This window comes from Nocardioides sp. NPDC004968, assembly GCF_040608935.1.
Classification (GTDB): domain Bacteria; phylum Actinomycetota; class Actinomycetes; order Propionibacteriales; family Nocardioidaceae; genus Nocardioides.
In genome coordinates, this window is the sequence record NZ_JBEXJF010000036.1 from 34,577 (window position 1) to 51,149 (window position 16,573).

General features: G+C 69.9%; 16 protein-coding genes. 6 read left to right on the forward strand and 10 right to left on the reverse strand.

The window, feature by feature from the left end:
• Positions 1–16: 16 nt before the first annotated feature.
• Genes ABZU72_RS23690 through ABZU72_RS23710 form a run of 5 tightly spaced genes read left to right on the forward strand, consistent with a single transcriptional unit; the run spans position 17 to position 4,055 of the window.
• The gene (locus ABZU72_RS23690; RefSeq protein WP_355021237.1) at positions 17–868 is read left to right on the forward strand and encodes a DUF58 domain-containing protein; all 852 of its coding nucleotides are present in this window, start codon (positions 17–19) and stop codon (positions 866–868) included.
• Positions 855–1,358: a hypothetical protein gene (locus tag ABZU72_RS23695; RefSeq protein WP_355021238.1), complete on the forward strand. Its 504-nt coding sequence runs from the start codon at positions 855–857 to the stop codon at positions 1,356–1,358. The genes ABZU72_RS23690 and ABZU72_RS23695 overlap by 14 nt, the downstream gene beginning before the upstream one ends.
• Positions 1,349–2,428, forward strand: coding sequence for a VWA domain-containing protein (locus ABZU72_RS23700; protein ID WP_355021239.1), 1,080 nt, complete (start codon positions 1,349–1,351; stop codon positions 2,426–2,428). The genes ABZU72_RS23695 and ABZU72_RS23700 overlap by 10 nt, the downstream gene beginning before the upstream one ends.
• Positions 2,425–3,327, forward strand: coding sequence for a vWA domain-containing protein (locus tag ABZU72_RS23705; RefSeq protein WP_355021240.1), 903 nt, complete (start codon positions 2,425–2,427; stop codon positions 3,325–3,327). Before ABZU72_RS23700 ends, ABZU72_RS23705 begins: the two co-directional genes overlap by 4 nt.
• Positions 3,324–4,055: a tetratricopeptide repeat protein gene (locus tag ABZU72_RS23710; protein WP_355021241.1), complete on the forward strand. Its 732-nt coding sequence runs from the start codon at positions 3,324–3,326 to the stop codon at positions 4,053–4,055. The genes ABZU72_RS23705 and ABZU72_RS23710 overlap by 4 nt, the downstream gene beginning before the upstream one ends.
• A 3-nt stretch (positions 4,056–4,058) precedes the next feature.
• Here the strand turns inward: ABZU72_RS23710 and ABZU72_RS23715 are convergent, their stop codons facing one another.
• The 7 genes from ABZU72_RS23715 to ABZU72_RS23745 form a co-directional block, all read right to left on the reverse strand.
• Positions 4,059–5,027 (reverse strand): AraC family transcriptional regulator, encoded by a 969-nt coding sequence (locus ABZU72_RS23715; RefSeq protein ID WP_355021242.1) that lies wholly within the window; start codon positions 5,025–5,027, stop codon positions 4,059–4,061.
• Between the two features lie 160 nt (positions 5,028–5,187).
• Positions 5,188–6,669 carry an NAD(P)/FAD-dependent oxidoreductase gene (locus ABZU72_RS23720; protein ID WP_355021243.1) on the reverse strand — a complete coding sequence of 494 codons (1,482 nt, stop codon included), beginning with the start codon at positions 6,667–6,669 and terminating at the stop codon, positions 5,188–5,190.
• A 107-nt stretch (positions 6,670–6,776) separates the two neighbouring features.
• On the reverse strand, positions 6,777–7,463 hold the full coding sequence (locus tag ABZU72_RS23725) for an SRPBCC family protein (RefSeq protein WP_355021244.1): 687 nt from the start codon (positions 7,461–7,463) through the stop codon (positions 6,777–6,779).
• Positions 7,464–7,466: 3 nt separating this feature from the next.
• Positions 7,467–8,321 carry a xanthine dehydrogenase family protein subunit M gene (locus ABZU72_RS23730; RefSeq protein ID WP_355021245.1) on the reverse strand — a complete coding sequence of 285 codons (855 nt, stop codon included), beginning with the start codon at positions 8,319–8,321 and terminating at the stop codon, positions 7,467–7,469.
• Positions 8,318–10,795, reverse strand: a complete 2,478-nt coding sequence (locus ABZU72_RS23735; protein ID WP_355021246.1) for a xanthine dehydrogenase family protein molybdopterin-binding subunit — start codon at positions 10,793–10,795, stop codon at positions 8,318–8,320. Before ABZU72_RS23735 ends, ABZU72_RS23730 begins: the two co-directional genes overlap by 4 nt.
• Entirely contained in the window at positions 10,792–11,307 is a 516-nt protein-coding gene (locus tag ABZU72_RS23740; RefSeq protein WP_355021247.1) for a (2Fe-2S)-binding protein, read from the reverse strand. Before ABZU72_RS23740 ends, ABZU72_RS23735 begins: the two co-directional genes overlap by 4 nt.
• Positions 11,308–11,421: 114 nt before the next feature.
• Complete coding sequence (locus ABZU72_RS23745) at positions 11,422–12,645, reverse strand: transcriptional regulator (protein WP_355021248.1); 1,224 nt, start codon at positions 12,643–12,645, stop codon at positions 11,422–11,424.
• A 102-nt stretch (positions 12,646–12,747) separates the two neighbouring features.
• Here ABZU72_RS23745 and ABZU72_RS23750 point away from each other — a divergent pair, with 102 nt between their 5' ends.
• Positions 12,748–13,206 carry a GNAT family N-acetyltransferase gene (locus ABZU72_RS23750; protein WP_355021249.1) on the forward strand — a complete coding sequence of 153 codons (459 nt, stop codon included), beginning with the start codon at positions 12,748–12,750 and terminating at the stop codon, positions 13,204–13,206.
• A 39-nt stretch (positions 13,207–13,245) separates the two neighbouring features.
• Here ABZU72_RS23750 and ABZU72_RS23755 read toward each other — a convergent pair whose 3' ends face one another.
• Genes ABZU72_RS23755 through ABZU72_RS23765 form a run of 3 tightly spaced genes read right to left on the reverse strand, consistent with a single transcriptional unit; the run spans position 13,246 to position 16,419 of the window.
• Positions 13,246–14,376, reverse strand: coding sequence for an XdhC/CoxI family protein (locus ABZU72_RS23755; protein ID WP_355021250.1), 1,131 nt, complete (start codon positions 14,374–14,376; stop codon positions 13,246–13,248).
• Entirely contained in the window at positions 14,369–15,502 is a 1,134-nt protein-coding gene (locus tag ABZU72_RS23760) for a VWA domain-containing protein (RefSeq protein WP_355021251.1), read from the reverse strand. The genes ABZU72_RS23755 and ABZU72_RS23760 overlap by 8 nt, the downstream gene beginning before the upstream one ends.
• A gap of 35 nt (positions 15,503–15,537) precedes the next feature.
• Positions 15,538–16,419, reverse strand: a complete 882-nt coding sequence (locus tag ABZU72_RS23765) for a MoxR family ATPase (protein ID WP_355021252.1) — start codon at positions 16,417–16,419, stop codon at positions 15,538–15,540.
• Between the last annotated feature and the right edge of the window lie 154 nt (positions 16,420–16,573).

Genomic DNA, 16,573 nt, shown 5'->3' on the forward strand with positions numbered 1-16,573 from the left:
GATCCGCACACGGTTGATGATCCATGCCCACCGCAAGGTCCTGGGCCTGCTCGACGGGGAGTACGCCAGCGTCCAGACCGGGCGCAGCATGGACTTCCACGACCTGAGGGAGTACGTCCCCGGCGACGACGTCAAGGACATCGACTGGAAGGCGACGGCCCGGTCCCGGAGCCTGCTGGTCAAACGGTTCACCGCCGAGCGCCAGCATCTGGTGCTGCTGGCGATCTCCACCGGCCGGAGCATGGCGGCCCAGGCGACCGGCACCACGACCAAGCGCGAGCTGGCGATCTTCACCGCCGGCCTGGTCGGCTGGCTGGGAGTACGCCACGGCGACAAGGTCGCGGTCGTCTACGGCGACTCGGAGACCCAGAAGCTCACCAAGTCCGCAGACACCGAGGTCGCGCTCGAGCGGGCGCTCGGGCAGGCCCACGACGCGATCACCCCCGACTCCGCCGAGGCCGACATCGTCGCCGTCCTGCGCCACATCGCCACCAACGTACGCCGCCGGGCGATCCTGCTCGTCGTCACCGACGAGCACTCGGTCAGTGACGAGATGGCCGCGGTCCTGCGCCGCCTCACCGTCCAGCACGAGGTCCTGGTCGCCGGCATCGACGACCTCGACCCCACCACCGCCGTGGCCGGCGGCGCCCCGACCGTCGACATCGACACCGTCTCCGCCCTGCCGGGATGGCTGACCGGCGACTCGGTTCTCCAGGCTCAGTACGCCGAGCTGGCCGCCGCCGAGGAGCACGGCCTGCGCGGCACCCTGGACCGCCTGGGCATCGCCTACCAGCGCGTCCAGGACGACGCCACCGCCATCGGCGCCGTCTTCCATCTCCTGCAGAGGCACCGCCATGCGCGCCGGTAGCGTCCCTGAGGAGTTCCAGCAGCCACTGGCCCACTCGGGTTGGTGGCTGGTGCTCGCGCTCGCGCTGCTCGCCGCGATGGCGCTCTACTACATCGCGGTCATCCTGCTGACCCGCAAGCGCCGGCAGGTCGTCGAGATCGAGACACCCTGGGTGCCCGAGCCTCGTGACCTCCGTGCCGAGCACCTGGCCGAGATCGACCGGATCGAGCGGGCGGTGCACCGTGGCGACGTACCGGCGCGGGTCGGTCACCAGCACCTGAGCCGCACCGTGCGCGACTACGTCGCCGAGGTCAGCCAGATCCCGGCCGACAAGATGGTCCTCGCCGACCTGAAGGCGACCGTACGCAGCGACCCCCGCACGCGCCCGCTGGCGATGGCCGTCGAGGTGATGTACCCACCCGCCTTCGCCTCCGAGGAGGAGGGCAAGGCTTCCGAGCGCTTCCCCGAGGCGCTCAGCCGGGCCCGTCAGGTGGTGACGACATGGACCTGAGATGGCCCGTTCTCGGCGCGATCGTGCTGGTCCTCACCATCATCGCGATCGCCGCGATCGTCGTGTTCGCCGCCCGGGTGCATCGCCGCCCGGCCGACGCGGTGCTCGTCGCCCACACCGCGCGGCTCAAGCGGCTCCCCCGGTTCCGTGAGCTCGCGACCCAGCAGCGGTGGCTGTCCTGGTGGCAGACCGCGGGGATCGCGCTCGCGGTGATCGGGTGCATCTGGCTGATCGCCCGGCCTCAGGCCACCGACATCACCCAGAACCGCTACTCCACCCGCGACATCGTGCTCTGCCTCGACGCCTCGACCTCGATGTTCGACGAGGACACCCAGGTCACCCAGGCCTACTCCCAGCTCGTCGCCGGCCTCAACGGCGAGCGGGTCAGCCTCGTCCTGTGGAGCGACGCCGCGGTCACCGTCTTCCCGCTCACCGACGACTACGGCTGGGTGCAGGACGAGCTGGCGCGGGCCGGCCGGGCCTTCGCCCTCGGCGACCAGGAGTACGTCGCCGGCACCTACCTCGGCAAGGAGCGAGCGAGCCTGATCAGCGACGGGATCGTCTCCTGCGTCAAGCGCTTCGACCTGTCCAACTCCGAGCGCGGCCGGGCGGTCATCGTCGCCTCCGACAACGACCCACAGGGCGGCCCTCCGGTCTACACGCTGCCCGAGGCCACCGAGTTCGCCAAGGAGCGCGACGTCCAGCTCTACGGCATCGGCTCCGCCGACCTCAGCTTCCAGGAGGACAAGCGCGCCACCTTCGACAAGGCGGTGACCGACACCGGCGGCACCTTCTCGCTGCTCGGTGACGACGGCTCGATCGAGTCGATCCTGGCCGGCATCGACCGGCTCTCCGCCGACGAGGTCATCGAGCCGCCGAAGTACCAGATCCGCGATGCCCCCGGCTGGCCGATCGCCACGATCGTCCTCGGGGTCCTCATGTTGATCGCCGGGTGGGTCTACGCCCTGGTCCGCTCCGGACGACTGTCCCCGGGCCCGTCGTCCCGGCCGACCCCGCCCGGAGGCTCGTTGCCCGCACAGACCCGGCCACCGAGCGAGGTGGCCCGATGAGCGCTAGAGGGTGGCAGATCCTCACGCTCGTACGCCGCGCGCTGATCGTTCTGCTCACCGTCGTCGTCCTGGTGCGGCCGAGCTGGGGCGCGGCGCCGGCGGAGATGCGTACGGCCGATCTCGATGTCCTCGTCGTGGTCGACCGGACACGGTCGATGGTCGCCGAGGACGCACCCGGCGGCGAGGCCCGGATGACGCAGCTCAAGAAGGACCTCAAGGCGCTCTCGGCGGCGCTGCCCTCGGTGCGGTTCGGTGCGATCACCTTCGGTGGCGAGGTCGTCCGCACCGAGATGCCGTTCACCTACGACACCACCGCCTTCAACGCCTGGGTCGACGGGCTCTACGCCGAGCGGGCCTTCGACGGTTCCGGATCGATGGTCGATGCTCCGCGCGATGCGGTCATCGAGGCCCTCGAGCGTGATCAGGAGCGCTTCCCCGAGCGGCGCCGGATCGTGGTGTTCGCCTCCGACGGCGAGAACACCCGCGAGGGCGTCGACCAGCAGTCGTTCGCCGAGGTCGACGACCTCTCGGCCGGCGGCATGGTGCTCGGCTACGGCACCGAGGGGGGCGGCCGGATGCCCTGGGACGACGAACGTCCCCAGGACGGCTACCTCAAGGACGGCGACGGCCAGGACGCCCGCTCCCGGATCGACCTGGCCAACCTGCGCGAGATCGCAGGTCAGATGGGTCTTCAGACGATTCACCGCACGACGAAGGAGACCAAGGAGATCACCACGGAGGCCTCGACCTGGGACTCCGAGATGCTCACCGAGGAGACCTCCGCCGGCGGCGAGACGTCCCGGGCCTGGCTCTTCGGCTTCCCGCTCCTGGCACTCTTGCTGTGGGAACTGTGGGGCCATCGCCGCCGCGCACACGAGGCCGAGGAGGTGCTGTCGTGACGCTTACCGAGACGCCTGTCGACTCGACCGAGCCGCAACCGCTACGCACTCCTCGCGAGCAGGTGCGGCGCGCGCTGCTGCTCGCCGGGATCGTGCCGGTGGTGATCGGTCTGGCCTTCCTGGGGAAGGTGATCCTGATGGACCACCACGACCGCGGCGGCCGGGACGCCTGGGACGTACGCGACGCCGCGACCGCGATGGAGCACTACTCGGCCAACCGCGACCTCAACTTCCTACAGCCGTGGATCGCCCACTTCGACGCCGGCAACGCGGCCTTCCTGCTCGGCGAGAACGCCCGCGCGGTCGCCTACTTCGGCGAGGCTCTGGAGCGCGTGCCCGAGGACCACGAGTGCACCGTACGCATCAACATGTCGCTGACCCAGGAGGCGATCGGCGACCGCGCCCGGGACGCCGGCGATCAGCCCGGCGCGAAGGCCGCCTACGAGGAGGCGCTGGCCACCCTGAAGGAGGGCGACTGCCCCACCGACGCCGGCCAGGGCCCCGAGCAGTCCCAGCAGGGCGAGTCCGTCGAGGAGCGCCTGAAGGAGAAGCTGACCCCGAAGGTGCCGATCAAGCCCGAGGAGCAGGAAGACCCGCCCGAGGAGCCGCAGAACCAGGGCGAGAAGGAAGACAAGCTCGACCGGCGCAACGGCGACGGCGAGGACTACCGCCGCGACGACGCCGACCTGGACGACTACGGCGGGTTCAGCGACGAGCCCCAGTGGTGACCGTCAGCGCATGAGGGTCTGAGACGGAAGCTCCTGGAACTGTGCCCGGTACGCCTGGGAGAACCGGCCGAGGTGGAAGAAGCCCCACTGAGCGGCGACCTCGGTGACCGAGGTGGCGGTGGCGTCGGCGGCGAGCAGATCGGTGTAGGCACGGTCGAGCCGCGTACGCCGCCAGTACTCCAGCGGGGTGGTGTCGAGGTCGCGCTGGAACGCCTCTTGCAGCGTGCGGGTGGAGACCCCGACCCTCTGGGCCAGCTCGGCGACCTTCCAGGGACGCTCGGGGTGGGCCTCGAGGAGGTCCACGGCCATGCGTGCGGCTCGGGAGATGGTGGGAGATCCGGTCTCGGAGACGATCTCGAGGGAGGTGTTGGCCTGGATCGTCAGCAGTCCGCCGATGAGAGCCTGCTCGTACGGCGCGGCCACCAGCGGAGAGCTCAGCAGTGAGCCACCGGCCTCGACGTTGTCGTAGGCCAGCCGCACCATCTTCAGCCAGTCACGCACCTCGGGCCGGCCGAGGTCGAGGCTGGGATCGAAGACCACCGGCCCGGAACCGCCGATGCCCGCGGCCGCCTCCTCGACGGCGCTGCGGCGGATGTAGACCTGCAGCTTCTCGCAGCCGTCGGACCAGAGCATGTCGACCGGTTCGGTCGGCGAGCCGATCGATGCGCGGGTGCGGTCGGCGAGGACGACCTGCTCCCCCACCTTGACCTTGGCGGTGCCGGCCAGCGGGAGCTGGATCAGGTAGAAGTCGTCGAAGGTGCCGGGAGTGATCCGCACCTCGTCGCCGTAGCGCATGTAGTTGAGCATCACGTCCTCGCCCAGCGGCGCGGCGTTGTGCACCATGTCGAGGTGGGAACCGGCCTTGGTCAGCGCCAGGTAATGGGCACAGAACCGTTCGGCCACGGCTTCTCTGGCCTGGTCCACGTCAGTGGTGGCGACAACGGTGTGACGGCCCAACAGGGGACGGGGCAATGGAGGCTCCTGGAGCGTGCTCGATTGACCGAAGAGCGTAGCGGAGCCGGCGCCGCGTCAACGCGAACACGGCGCAATCACCGTCTAAGGTCCCAGCCCAGGTCCTGACCCGGTCCCGAAACGAGATGCCGGCCCCACCCAGCACCGGCATCTCGCCGTACTAGCTCCTCGCTGCCAGCTTCTCCACGAGTCTGGGAGTGATGGAGGCGTACGCCTTCGGGTCGATCGGCAGCAGCCACTGCACTGCCTTGACCCGTTTGCTGACGTCGATGTCGACGTCACCGAGAACCTCGTCGATGTTGTGCATCGAGAACGGGATGATGTTGGTGCCGCGGGCGTGGTGGCCGTCGGTGCGCTCCCGCATCCAGGCCAGCCGCGCGGTGACGTGGGCCTCCATCTCCTCCACCGGCGGGACCTCGTGGCCGCCACCGAGGTGCGAGCCGATCCAGACGGCGCTCATCTCGGCCGAGAGCGGCGAGAAGAACGAGGAGTTGTAGCCGGCGAAGGTCAGGTCCTTCACGCTCAGCGGAAGGATCTGGCGGTAGAGCTGGTAGTCGCCGTTGTCGTCGGTGAGCTGGTCCTGGATCTCCTCGGAGAAGAACGGGAGCTCCTGCTTGAACCCGGTCGCGGTCACCACGACGTCGGCGGGCACCGCGCGCCCGTTGGCGAGCTCGGCGTACGGCTTGCCCTCCTTCGTCACGAAGGCGGCGATCTCGGTGTCGCGCTCGACGGCGATGTCCCCGGCCTCGACGCCCTCGAAGAAGCCCTCGGTGGCCAGCGAGACCGTCGAGCGGGCGATGTCGGTGAACGGGCCCTTGGGCACCAGCCCGAGCTTCTTCAGCTTGAGCTGGCTGGTGGTGACCGACTCGACGCTGCCGACCATCGAACCGGCCATCTTCGAGCCACCCGCGTGCAGCGCCTTCTCGGCCCCGCGGATGCTCTGGTAGGGGAACAGCCCCTCCCCCAGGCGCGTGAGCAGCAGCATCTTGTAGTTGAGGACGCCCTTGATCTTGCGGGGCATCTTCCACAGCAGCTGGCGCGCGACCACGGTGGTCGAGGCCGCCTCCTTGGCGATCTCGACGGCCACGTCGCAGGCCGACTTCCCGTAGCCGACGACCACGACGTGCTTGCCGCTGACGGTCTCCAGGTCGTGCAGCTCGCTCGCCGCGAGGATCCGGCCGCCGGCGGCCTCCAGCTCGTCGACCCCGTCGTACGCAGGGGCGAACGGCTCCGAGAAGACGCCGCTGGCCACAATCAGGTGATCGTGGTGCTCGGTCGTCTCGCCGTCGGCCCCTGCGATGGCGATGTCCCAGCCGCCCCCTCCAGCCGGCTGGGCACTCCGCACCTCGGTGGAGAGCTTGATCATCGGGGCGAGGTCGAACTTCTCGACGTACATCTCGAGATAGCTCTGCACCTGCTCGCCGCTGAGCCACTCCGGGAACACCTTGGGCATCCTCAGGTCCGAGAGCGTGTAGGAGTCCTTGTTGTTCTGCGTCGTCAGGCCCGGGTAACGACGGGTCCGGCTCCAGACGCCGCCGACATCTGGGGCCTTCTCGTAGACGGTGACGTCATGACCGAGCTCGCTGAGCACCTTGGCCGAGGCAACGCCTGCGAACCCGGCACCGATGACCGCGATCTTCACTTTTCTGTTTCCTCTCGCAGCGGGATCTGCGTCATGGAAACGCTAGAGAGGTCGAACGGCCCTCGCTATCCACGTTGCGCGGGTGGTATCCGGTTTGCGCGACGGGTTCAACCTCGCAGGAGCCTGTAGACGATCACCACCGCCGCGATCACGGCTACCCCGACGGCGATCTTCTTGCCGTAGTTCTTGATCAGCACCGGTACGACCGTGGCGCCGAGGTCGAGCGCTTCGGGCTGCTGAGCGTGCTTCGGCGCCGTGGCCCGCGGAGCGGGTGACTCGACCGGGGCGGCAGTCTGCGAAGGTTCGGGGCTTGCCTCACCCGACGGCTCCTCAGCAGCGGGTGGCTCCTCGGCCGGAGCCGACTTGGACTCCAGGCACGCGACGAACTGGCCGAGGAGCTTGTCGGAGACGTCCTGCATGACCCCGCGGCCGAACTGGGCGGGCTTTCCGGTGACCGCGAGGTCGGTGACGATCTCGACCTTCGTGCCGGTGCCCTCCGGGGCCATCGTCAAGGTCGCGTTGGCGCCGGCGGTGCCGTTGCCGCGCTTGTCCCGTCCCTTGGCCTCGACGACCAGGCGGCGGGCGGTCTCGTCCTTCTCGACGAAGGTGCCGGAGCCGGCGTAGACCATGGCGATCGGGCCGAGCTTGACCTTCACCGTGCCGGTGAAGGTGTCGCCCTCGGCCGAGGTGACCTGGGCTCCCGGGAAGCACTCGGCGAGCGCGCCGATGTCCAGGAAGCTGTTCCAGGTCTCCTCGACCGAGGTCGGAACCGTGAACTCGTGCGTCAGGTCCACGCCTCAGCCCCCGAGGGCCTTCGTGATGGCGCGCCGGGTCAGCACCGTGACCAGGTGACGCCGGTAGTCGGCGTCGCCGTTGAGGTCGGAGGGCGGCTCGGCGCCGTCCGCGGCCAGGGCCGCGGCGTTGCGTACGACCTCTTCGGTGGCCTGCTGGCCGACCAGCGCCTGCTCGACGCCGGCGGCACGCAACGGGGTCGAGCCCATGTTGGTGAGACCGATCGCCGCGCCCTCGATCACGCCGCCGGAGACCTTGAGGGTCGCCCCGACCGCGCAGATCGGCCACTGGTGGGCGACCCGGACGAACTTCTCGTAGTGGGCCGTCCATCCGGTGTGCTTCGGGATGCGTACGCCGATGAGCAGCTCGTCCTCCGAGACGGCCGTCTCGAAGAGCCCCTGGAAGAACTCGGCACCGGGGACGACCCGCTCCCCGGCCGGCCCGGCGATGACGAACTCGGCGTCCAGGGCAAGGGCCGGGGCTCCGAGGTCGCCCGCCGGGTCGGCGTGGGCGAGCGCGCCACCGAAGGTGCCGCGGTGGCGTACCTGCTCGTCGGCGACCGTCGCCGTGGCACGCGTGATCAGTGCCGCGTGCTCGGCGACCAGAGGATCGGCCGCGACGTCACAGTGGCGCGTCATGGCGCCGACGAAGATCGACTCACCCTCGTCGCGTACGCCGCGGAGCGAGTCGATGCGACCGAGGTCGATGACCCACTCCGGAGCGTTGAGGCGCATCCTCAGCACCGGCAGCAGGCTCTGCCCGCCGGCGATGATCTTGGCCTCGTCGCCGTACTGTGCGAGGGCGGCCAGCGCCTCCTCGACCGTGGTCGGGGCGACGTAGTCGAACGATGCGGGAATCACTGGACGTCTCCTTCCGTGCGGTCGACGTTCCCGGACATGCCCGTCGACGGATCGAAGTGTGCTGCGGCCGCACCGGTGGTCTCGCCACCGGCCGAACCCTCGTTGATCGCCCGCCACACCCGTTCGGGCGTGCAGGGCATGGTCACGTCGTGCACACCCAGCGGGCGCAGCGCGTCGACGACCGCGTTGACCACCGCCGGCGTGGAGGCGATCGTGCCGGCCTCGCCGACGCCCTTGGTGCCGAGCGTGTTGGTGGTCGAAGGCGAGGTGGTGTGGTCGATGTCGAAGCTGATCGTGTCGGCGGCGGTCGGCAGCAGGTAGTCCACGAACGAGCCCGACACCAGGGTCCCGGCGTCGTCGTAGACCGCGTCCTCCCACAGCGCCTGGGCGATGCCCTGGACCAGGCCACCGTGCACCTGACCTGCGACGATGAGCGGGTTGATGATGTTGCCGATGTCGTCGCAGCAGACGTACTTCCGCATCTTCACCTGCCCGGTCTCGGTGTCGACCTCCATCGCGCACAGGTGGGTCCCGTGCGGGAAGTTGAAGGCCTCCGGGTCGAACGTGGCCTCGGAGTCGAGGTTGGCCTCGACCCCGTCGGGCAGGTTGTGCGCGGCGAAGACCGCCGTGGACAGCTCGCCGATGGACATGCCCTGGTCGGTGCCGCGCACCGTCCACCTGCCGCCGGTGAACTCCATGTCGTCGACGCTCGCCTCGAGCAGGTGGGCCGCGATCGGCTTGGCCTTCTCGAGCACCTTGTCGGCAGCCCGCACCAGCGCCTCGCCACCGACGACCAGCGACCTGGACCCGTAGGTGTCGTAGCCCTTGGCCGCGACCTGGGTGTCTCCGTGGAGCACCTCGACGTCCTCGAAGGCCACGCCGAGACGGTCGGCCACGATCTGGCTGAACGCGGTCTCGTGGCCCTGCCCGTGCGCGCTGGCCCCGGTGATGACCTCGACCTTGCCGGTCGGCGTCAGTCGCACCTGGGCGTGCTCCCAGCCACCGGCACCGTAGTCGAGGCTGCCGAGGACCCGGGACGGAGCCAGGCCGCACATCTCGGTGAAGGTGGAGATGCCGATGCCGAGCTGGACCGGGTCGTTGTTGGCGCGACGCTGCTGCTGCTCGGCGCGGAGCTCGTCGTAGCCGAACATCTCCTTCGCCCTGGCGGTCGCGGCCTCGTAGTTCCCGGAGTCGTACGTCAGGCCGGCGATGGTCGTGAACGGGAACTCCTCGTGCTTGATCCAGTTCTTCTCCCGGATCTCGAGCGGGTCGACCCCGACCTCGGCGGCCAGCTCGTCCATCAGCCGCTCGATGGCGTACGTCGCCTCCGGCCGCCCCGCGCCGCGGTAGGCGTCGGTCCAGGTGGTGTTGGTGAACACCGTCTGGCAGTTGAACTGGTAGGCCGGGAACTTGTAGATCGCGTTGAACATGAACGCGCCGAGGACCGGGACACCGCCGCCGACGATGGCGACGTACGCCCCCAGGTTGGCGTCGAGCTCGACCTTGAGGCCGGTGACCTGGCCGTCCTTGGTGGCCGAGAGGGTCAGCTTCTGGATCTGGTCCCTGCCGTGGTGAGCGGAGAGCAGCGACTCGGAGCGGGTCTCGGTGTACTTCACCGGCTTGCCGAGCCGGCGAGCGATCGCGAAGACGATCATCTCCTCCGGCGTCTGCTGGAGCTTGCCGCCGAAGCCGCCACCGACGTCGGGCGCGATCACCCGGATCTTCGACTCGGGCACGCCCGTGGTCGCGGCGAACGCGAACCGCAGGATGTGCGGGATCTGGGTGGCGCTCCACACCGTGATCTGCTCACCGGTCGGGTCGCACACCACGCTGCGAGGCTCCATGAACGCCGGGATCAGGCGCTGCTGGCGGTAGGTGCGCTCGATGACGATCCCGTCGCTCTTCGCGGAGGAGATCGCCTCGTCGACGCTGCCGCCGGTGCCGGCCTGGGCGCTGTCGAAGACCCACAGGGCGGACTTGTTGGTGCCGAGATCGGGGTGCGCGAGCACCTCGTCCTTGACCGCCTCCTCGAGGGAGACGACCGCGGGGAGCTCCTCGTAGTCGACCTCGACCATCTCGGCGGCGTCCCGGGCGGCGGCCGCGGACCGGGCGGCCACGACTGCGACGATCTCACCGGCGAAGGTGACCCGGTCGATGGCGACCGGCGGGTGGGCCGGCGTCTTCTGGTCGGGCGTGATCGGCCAGGCGTTGATGCAGACGCCGAGGCTCTCGTCGAAGTCCTTGGCGGCCAGCACGGTCACCACGCCCTCGGACTCCTCCGCGGCGCTGGTGTCGATGCCCGTGATCCGGGCGTGCGCGAACGGGCTGCGCACCATCGCGAGGTGCAGCATCCCGGGCAGGTTGATGTTGTCGGTCCAGCGGGTCCGTCCCGTGATCAGGCGCGCGTCCTCCTTGCGGCGCCGGTCGCGGCCGATCTCGTTGGTCTGCTCCGGACGAGCTTCTACGGCGGTCACAGCGCGTCCACCTCCTCGGTCGCGCCCTTGGGGCTGGCAGCCGTGGCCAGGTGGCCGCTGGCGTACTGCACCGCGCGGACGATGTTGTGGTAGCCCGTGCAGCGACACAGGTTGCCCTCGATGCCTTCACGGATCTCGTCCTCGCTGGGCTGAGGGTTGCGCTTGAGCAGGTCGACGGACTGCATGATCATGCCCGGCGTGCAGAATCCGCACTGCAGACCGTGACACTCGCGGAATGCCTCCTGGACCGGGTGGAGGTCGCTCTCGACCGTGTCGGCGAGGCCCTCGATCGTGGTCACCTCGCACCCGTCGGCCTGCACCGCGAGCACGTTGCACGACTTCACCGAGTCGCCGTCGAGATGGACCGTGCAGGCGCCGCAGTTGCTGGTGTCGCAACCGATCACCGTGCCGGTCTTGCCGAGTCCTTCGCGAAGGTACTGCACGAGCAGCGTTCGCGGTTCGACGTCGTCGGTGACTTTCATACCGTCGACGCGCATGCTGATCCGGGCCATGTTGTCTCCCTGCCAGACGTCACTGTTCTAGTGGAAAGCTGTGTGGGCCAGATCACAGTAGGACGCGCAGGGTTGGGCCCCGGTTGGCTGCTCGAGCCGCGTACCCGTTCTTGGTCAGCGGCTGGCGGCCAGGCGTGCCCTGAGCAGGGGCAGCGCGGGGTGGGCGCTGCCGCCCAGACGACGCAGACAGACGTCGACGACCTCGGTGTCGTACGGAGCCAGCTCGCTGTAGCTGAGCACCGCGTCGGGCTGCGGGTCGGCGATCAGCGCCTCGCGCAGCGCGACCGCGACGTACTCGGCCATCTCGGCCAGAGCCGGGCTGTTGGTGCCGGGCAGAAGATCACCGCCGTACGCCTCGACAGCAGCGGCCACCCGGCCGTGCCGGACCAGCGCGAGGACCTGCTCGACGTCGGTCACGACCGGCATCAGCAGGCGGTAGGGCCTGGAGGCGACCTGGCCGCCGAGGGCGTGGCGCAGGTGGGAGACCTCGGCCTTGAGCGTCGAGAAGGTGACCGCCTGGTCGCCGTAGACCATCGCGTGCAGCCGCTCCAGCGAGAGGCCCTCGGGGTGGAGCGCGAGCAGGGCGAGGATCTCGGTCTGGCGACGGTTGAGGAGCAGCCGCTGCCCGTCGAGCCAGGTCTCGGCGGTGCCGAGCAGCGTCAGCACCAGGCCCGGTTCTGCGATCGCCTCGTCGTCCCGCTGGGTCGGGAGCTTCGGCAGCGCGCCCTCGATGAGGCGCGCCATCACGCGGGCGGTGGCCAGCCCGATCGGGTGGGTGCGGTCCCAGGTCGTGGAGAGGTCGAGGACACCGAGGTGCTTGCCGGTGACCGGGTCGTGCAGCGGCGCGGCCCAGCAGACCCAGTTGTGCACGACCTCGGCATAGTGCTCGGGGCCGAAGACCATCGTCGGGGAGTTGGTCCGGTTCGCGAGGTCGAGCGCGTTGGTGCCGGCGCTCTCGTCGTCCCAGCGGCCGCCCGGCACGAAGTTGACCGACTCGGCCTTCCGCCGCATCACCCGGCCGCCGTACGTCCACAGCACCCGGGTGTCGGGGTCGGTCACCGCGATGACCAGGTCGCCGTCGTCGGCGGTGCACCGAAGCTCCTCCTCGACCCGCTCGACCGCCACCTGGAGCGGCGAGCCACGCCACATCTCGCGCGTCTCGTCCTCGTCCGCCAACGGCGCCTCGCGCACGTCGGGTCTGACGGCCGTCGCCGAGCGCGTCCAGCTGGTCAGGATCTCCGGCCTGACGAAGTCCTCGGCGGCGTCGCCGCTCTCCACGAAGGCGGTCCACGCCCGCGCCGCGCTGATGCGGCGCTCCTGCAGATCGCTGTGAACCATCACTCCCCCTTTGGAGCTGGCTGGTTCTGCCAACGTAGCACCCTGTGACGCGGCTCACTATGCGGTTGGAGGTACTCCAGCTTCCGGTGTCACAGTGGGTACATGACGACGCGCACCGCCACGACCTGGGCCGACTTCGAGACCGCGGCCAGGCTGCAGGTCGACTTCAACACCGAGTACGACGACCCCGCCCCGCCCACCGACGAGCTCGCCCGTCACCTGGGCCGCCTGGTCGAGGGCGGGGACACGACGGTGATGCTGATCGGAGACCCTGCGGTCGGCCACGGCATCACCCGCTTCCGCCTGCAGACCACGGCCGACGAGCTCGAGGCCTACCTCGCCGAGCTCTACATCGTGCCGTCCCGTCGCGGGCAGGGACTCGGCACCACCTTGCTCCAGGCGATCATCGACGAGGCGAAGGCCCGCGGTGCGACGTACATGGACCTGGGGACGAGCGAGGACGACACCTCAGCCCGGGCACTGTACGAGAAGTTCGGCTTCGACAACCACGAGGGCCGCGGCTCCGGGCCGCGGGCGCTCTACTACGAGAAGGAGCTGTAGCGCTGTGGCATCGCCGTCGGCGTCCCAGACCGGTCGCCGTCAGCGGTACTCCACGTCCTGATGAATCCGGCCCTGCGTGCTGGCCAGGCGCTCGCCTGAGCCGCCCCAACGGCCGGCGATGATCTCGGCGGCGATGGAGATGGCGGTCTCCTCCGGCGTACGGGCGCCGAGGTCGAGGCCAATGGGGCTGCTCAGCCGGGCGATCTCTTCGTCGGTGAGGCCGGCATCGACCAGGCGGGCGAGGCGGTCGTCGTGGGTGCGGCGCGAGCCCATCGCACCGACGTAGGCGATATCGGGAAGGCGGAGGGCGACCTCGAGGAGAGGTACGTCGAACTTCGGGTCGTGGGTGAGGACGGCGATCACGGTGCGCTGGTCGATGCGGCCCGCCTCGACCTCCTGGTTCAGGAAGCGGTGGGGCCAGTCGACGACGACCTCGTCGGCCTCGGGGAAGCGTGAGTTGGTGGCGAAGACCGGGCGGGCGTCGCAGACGGTGACGTGATAGCCGAGGAACGCACCGACGCGGGCGACGGCGGCGGCGAAGTCGATCGCACCGAAGACGAGCATCCTGGGCTTGGGCGCGAAGGACCAGACGAAGACCCTCATGCCCTCGCCGCGGCGCTCGCCGTCGATCCCATAGGACAGAGTCTGGTTGGTGCCGTGAGCGAGCAGGCCGAGCGCGTCGTCATGGACGGCGTCGTCCATCCGGGCGCTGCCCAGCGACCCCTTGACCCCTTCGGGGCGGATGAGGACGCGGCGCCCGAGGATCTCGGGATCGGGGTGCTCGATGACGGTCGCCAAGGCGACAGGGCTGCCGCTGCGTACGTCCTCGGCGAGCTCGCCGAGCTCCGGGAAGGTCTCCTGGGACACCTTCTCGACGAAGACGTCGAGAATGCCGCCGCAGGTCAACCCGACCGCGAACGCGTCGTCGTCGGAGACGCCGTAGCGGTTGAGCTCCGGCACACCGGTCTCGGCGACCTCGCGGGCGACCTCGTAGACGGCGCCTTCGACACAGCCGCCGGAGACCGAGCCGACCGCGCTCTCGTCGGGACCGACGAGCATCGAGGCGCCCGGCGGCCTGGGGGCCGACTGGAACGTCGCCACCACGGTGGCCACCGCCACGGTCTCGCCGGATTCCCACCACTTCATCAGATCGTCGAGTACGTCACGCACGCGCGATCACCTCCACCAGATCCTCGTACGTCGCCAGTGAATGTCCGGCGACGAAGTCGTCCACGTGCGGCAGCACCGCGACGATGCCTCGCTGCAGTGGTTCATATCCAACCTTGCCACGGTGTGGGTTGGCCCACACCACGCGGTGTGCGAGACGGTGCAGCCTCGCCGCCTGCTCCTCGAGGAGCGCGGTGTCGCCGCGCTCCCAACCGTCGCTCGCGATGACAACCACCGCGCCTCTGGCCAGACCCTGGTGTCGCCGCAGGAACGCCTGCAGGTTGTCACCGAGCCGGGTCCCGCCCGACCAGTCGGGCACCGTCTCGCCGGCCGCGACGAGCGCACGGTCGGGGTCGCGGTGGCGCAGCGCGCGGGTGACGTTGGTGAGCCTGGTGCCCATCGTGAACACCGCGCCGCTCCCGGTCGTCGAGCTCACCCGGTGGGCGACCCGCAGCAGCACATCGGCGTAGGAGCTCATCGAGCCGGACACGTCGATCAGCCACACCACGCGGCGCGGCCGATCGCCACGCCTGCGGTAGTGGATCCCGGCCGGCTCGCCGAGGTGCCGCAGGCTGGCCCGCAGGGTGCGATGGGCATCGACGCGCCCTCGCCGCCAGGGGTCCTGCCGCGGCGTCCTCCGTCGTGGCGCCCGGGGGCGGAGCCGGGCGATCAGGGTCGCCAGGCGCTCCTGCTCGGCGGGGTCGAGGTCGGCGACGTCGCGGTGCCGCAGGGTCTCGATCTCGCTGGCCCGTGCCCTGATGAGGTCGTCGGTCTCCTCACCCTCCCCCTCGCCCTCCTGCGGCTCGGTCTCGGGGAGGGTCGAGGTGACCGAGACCGTACGCGGCGGCCCCTGCGGCCCCGGCAGCGTCGCGGTCGACCCGAACCATGCCTCGAAGACCTGGTCGTAGCGGCGCAGGTCGTCGGGGCCGGCGCACAACGTCGCCCGTCCGGCGGTGTAGGTCGCGGTCGGGTCCCCCGCACCGACGATCGCGGTCGCCTGCAGAAAGCCGTGGGCGCGGTCCTGGGTCACCTGCACCCCGGCCGCTCTGAGCGCCCGGGTGAAGCCGAGGAAGATCGCTGTCGGGATACCCGGTTCACCGGGTATCCCTGCACTTCTCTGGCGTTGCATTGCCTGAGAAGTGCCAGTTTTGCCAGAGAAGTCCGTCACGTCAGGAGCCGATCCAGCGCTGCCCGGACGCGGTCGGCGTCCTCGCGGTGCTTGACGAGCGCGCCGAGCGTCGCGGCGGCGCTCTCCAAATCCATCTCGGCCACCCCGAGATGGTGCAGGGCGCGGGCCCAGTCGAGGGTCTCGGCGACGCCCGGCGGCTTGAGCAGCGCGTTCGCGCCCTCGGCGCTGCGCAATTGCTGGACCACCGTGACCACCTGGCGGGCGAGTTCGTCGGCGACCTCCGGGGCTCGGCTGCGTACGATCTCGATCTCGCGGGCCAGGCCTGGGTGGTCGATCCAGTGGTAGAGGCAGCGGCGTTTGAGGGCGTCGTGGAGCTCGCGGGTGCGGTTGGAGGTGAGGACTACGACCGGTGGGACCGTCGCCGCGACGGTCCCGAACTCCGGGATCGTCACCTGGTAGGTGGACAGCACCTCGAGCAGGAACGCCTCGAACTCGTCGTCGGCCCGGTCGACCTCGTCGACAAGGAGCACCGACGGCGCCTGACGCAGCGCGGCCAGCACCGGGCGAGCGAGCAGGAACCGCTCGTCGTAGAGGGACTTCTCGGCCTCCTCCACCTCCCCCGCCCCACCGGACGCCTCGAGGGCACGCAGGTGGAGGATCTGGCGGGCGAAGTCCCAGTCGTAGAGCGCCTGGGTGGCGTCGATCCCCTCGTAGCACTGCAGCCTCACCAGCGGCAGGTCGAGCGCCTCGGCGACGGCCTCCGCGAGTGCGGTCTTTCCGGTCCCAGGCTCTCCCTCGAGCAGCAGCGGCCGCTGCATCCGCAGCGCGAGGAAGGTCACCGTCGCCAGCTCCGGGTCGGCCAGGTATCCGGTCGCCGCCAGCCGGTCAGCGATCATCACGGGCGTCAGCGACTCCATGCCCCTCAGCGTAGAGCGAGCGTCGTTGGCTGGTGGTTGGCATGCGGCGGGTACGACGGGGAGATCGACATGGGTTACCCAGGCCTCGGCCGCGGTCGAATCCCTCTGCGACAGTCCGCCGAGCAACCTCGCGACCGCGCTGACTGCCGCGATC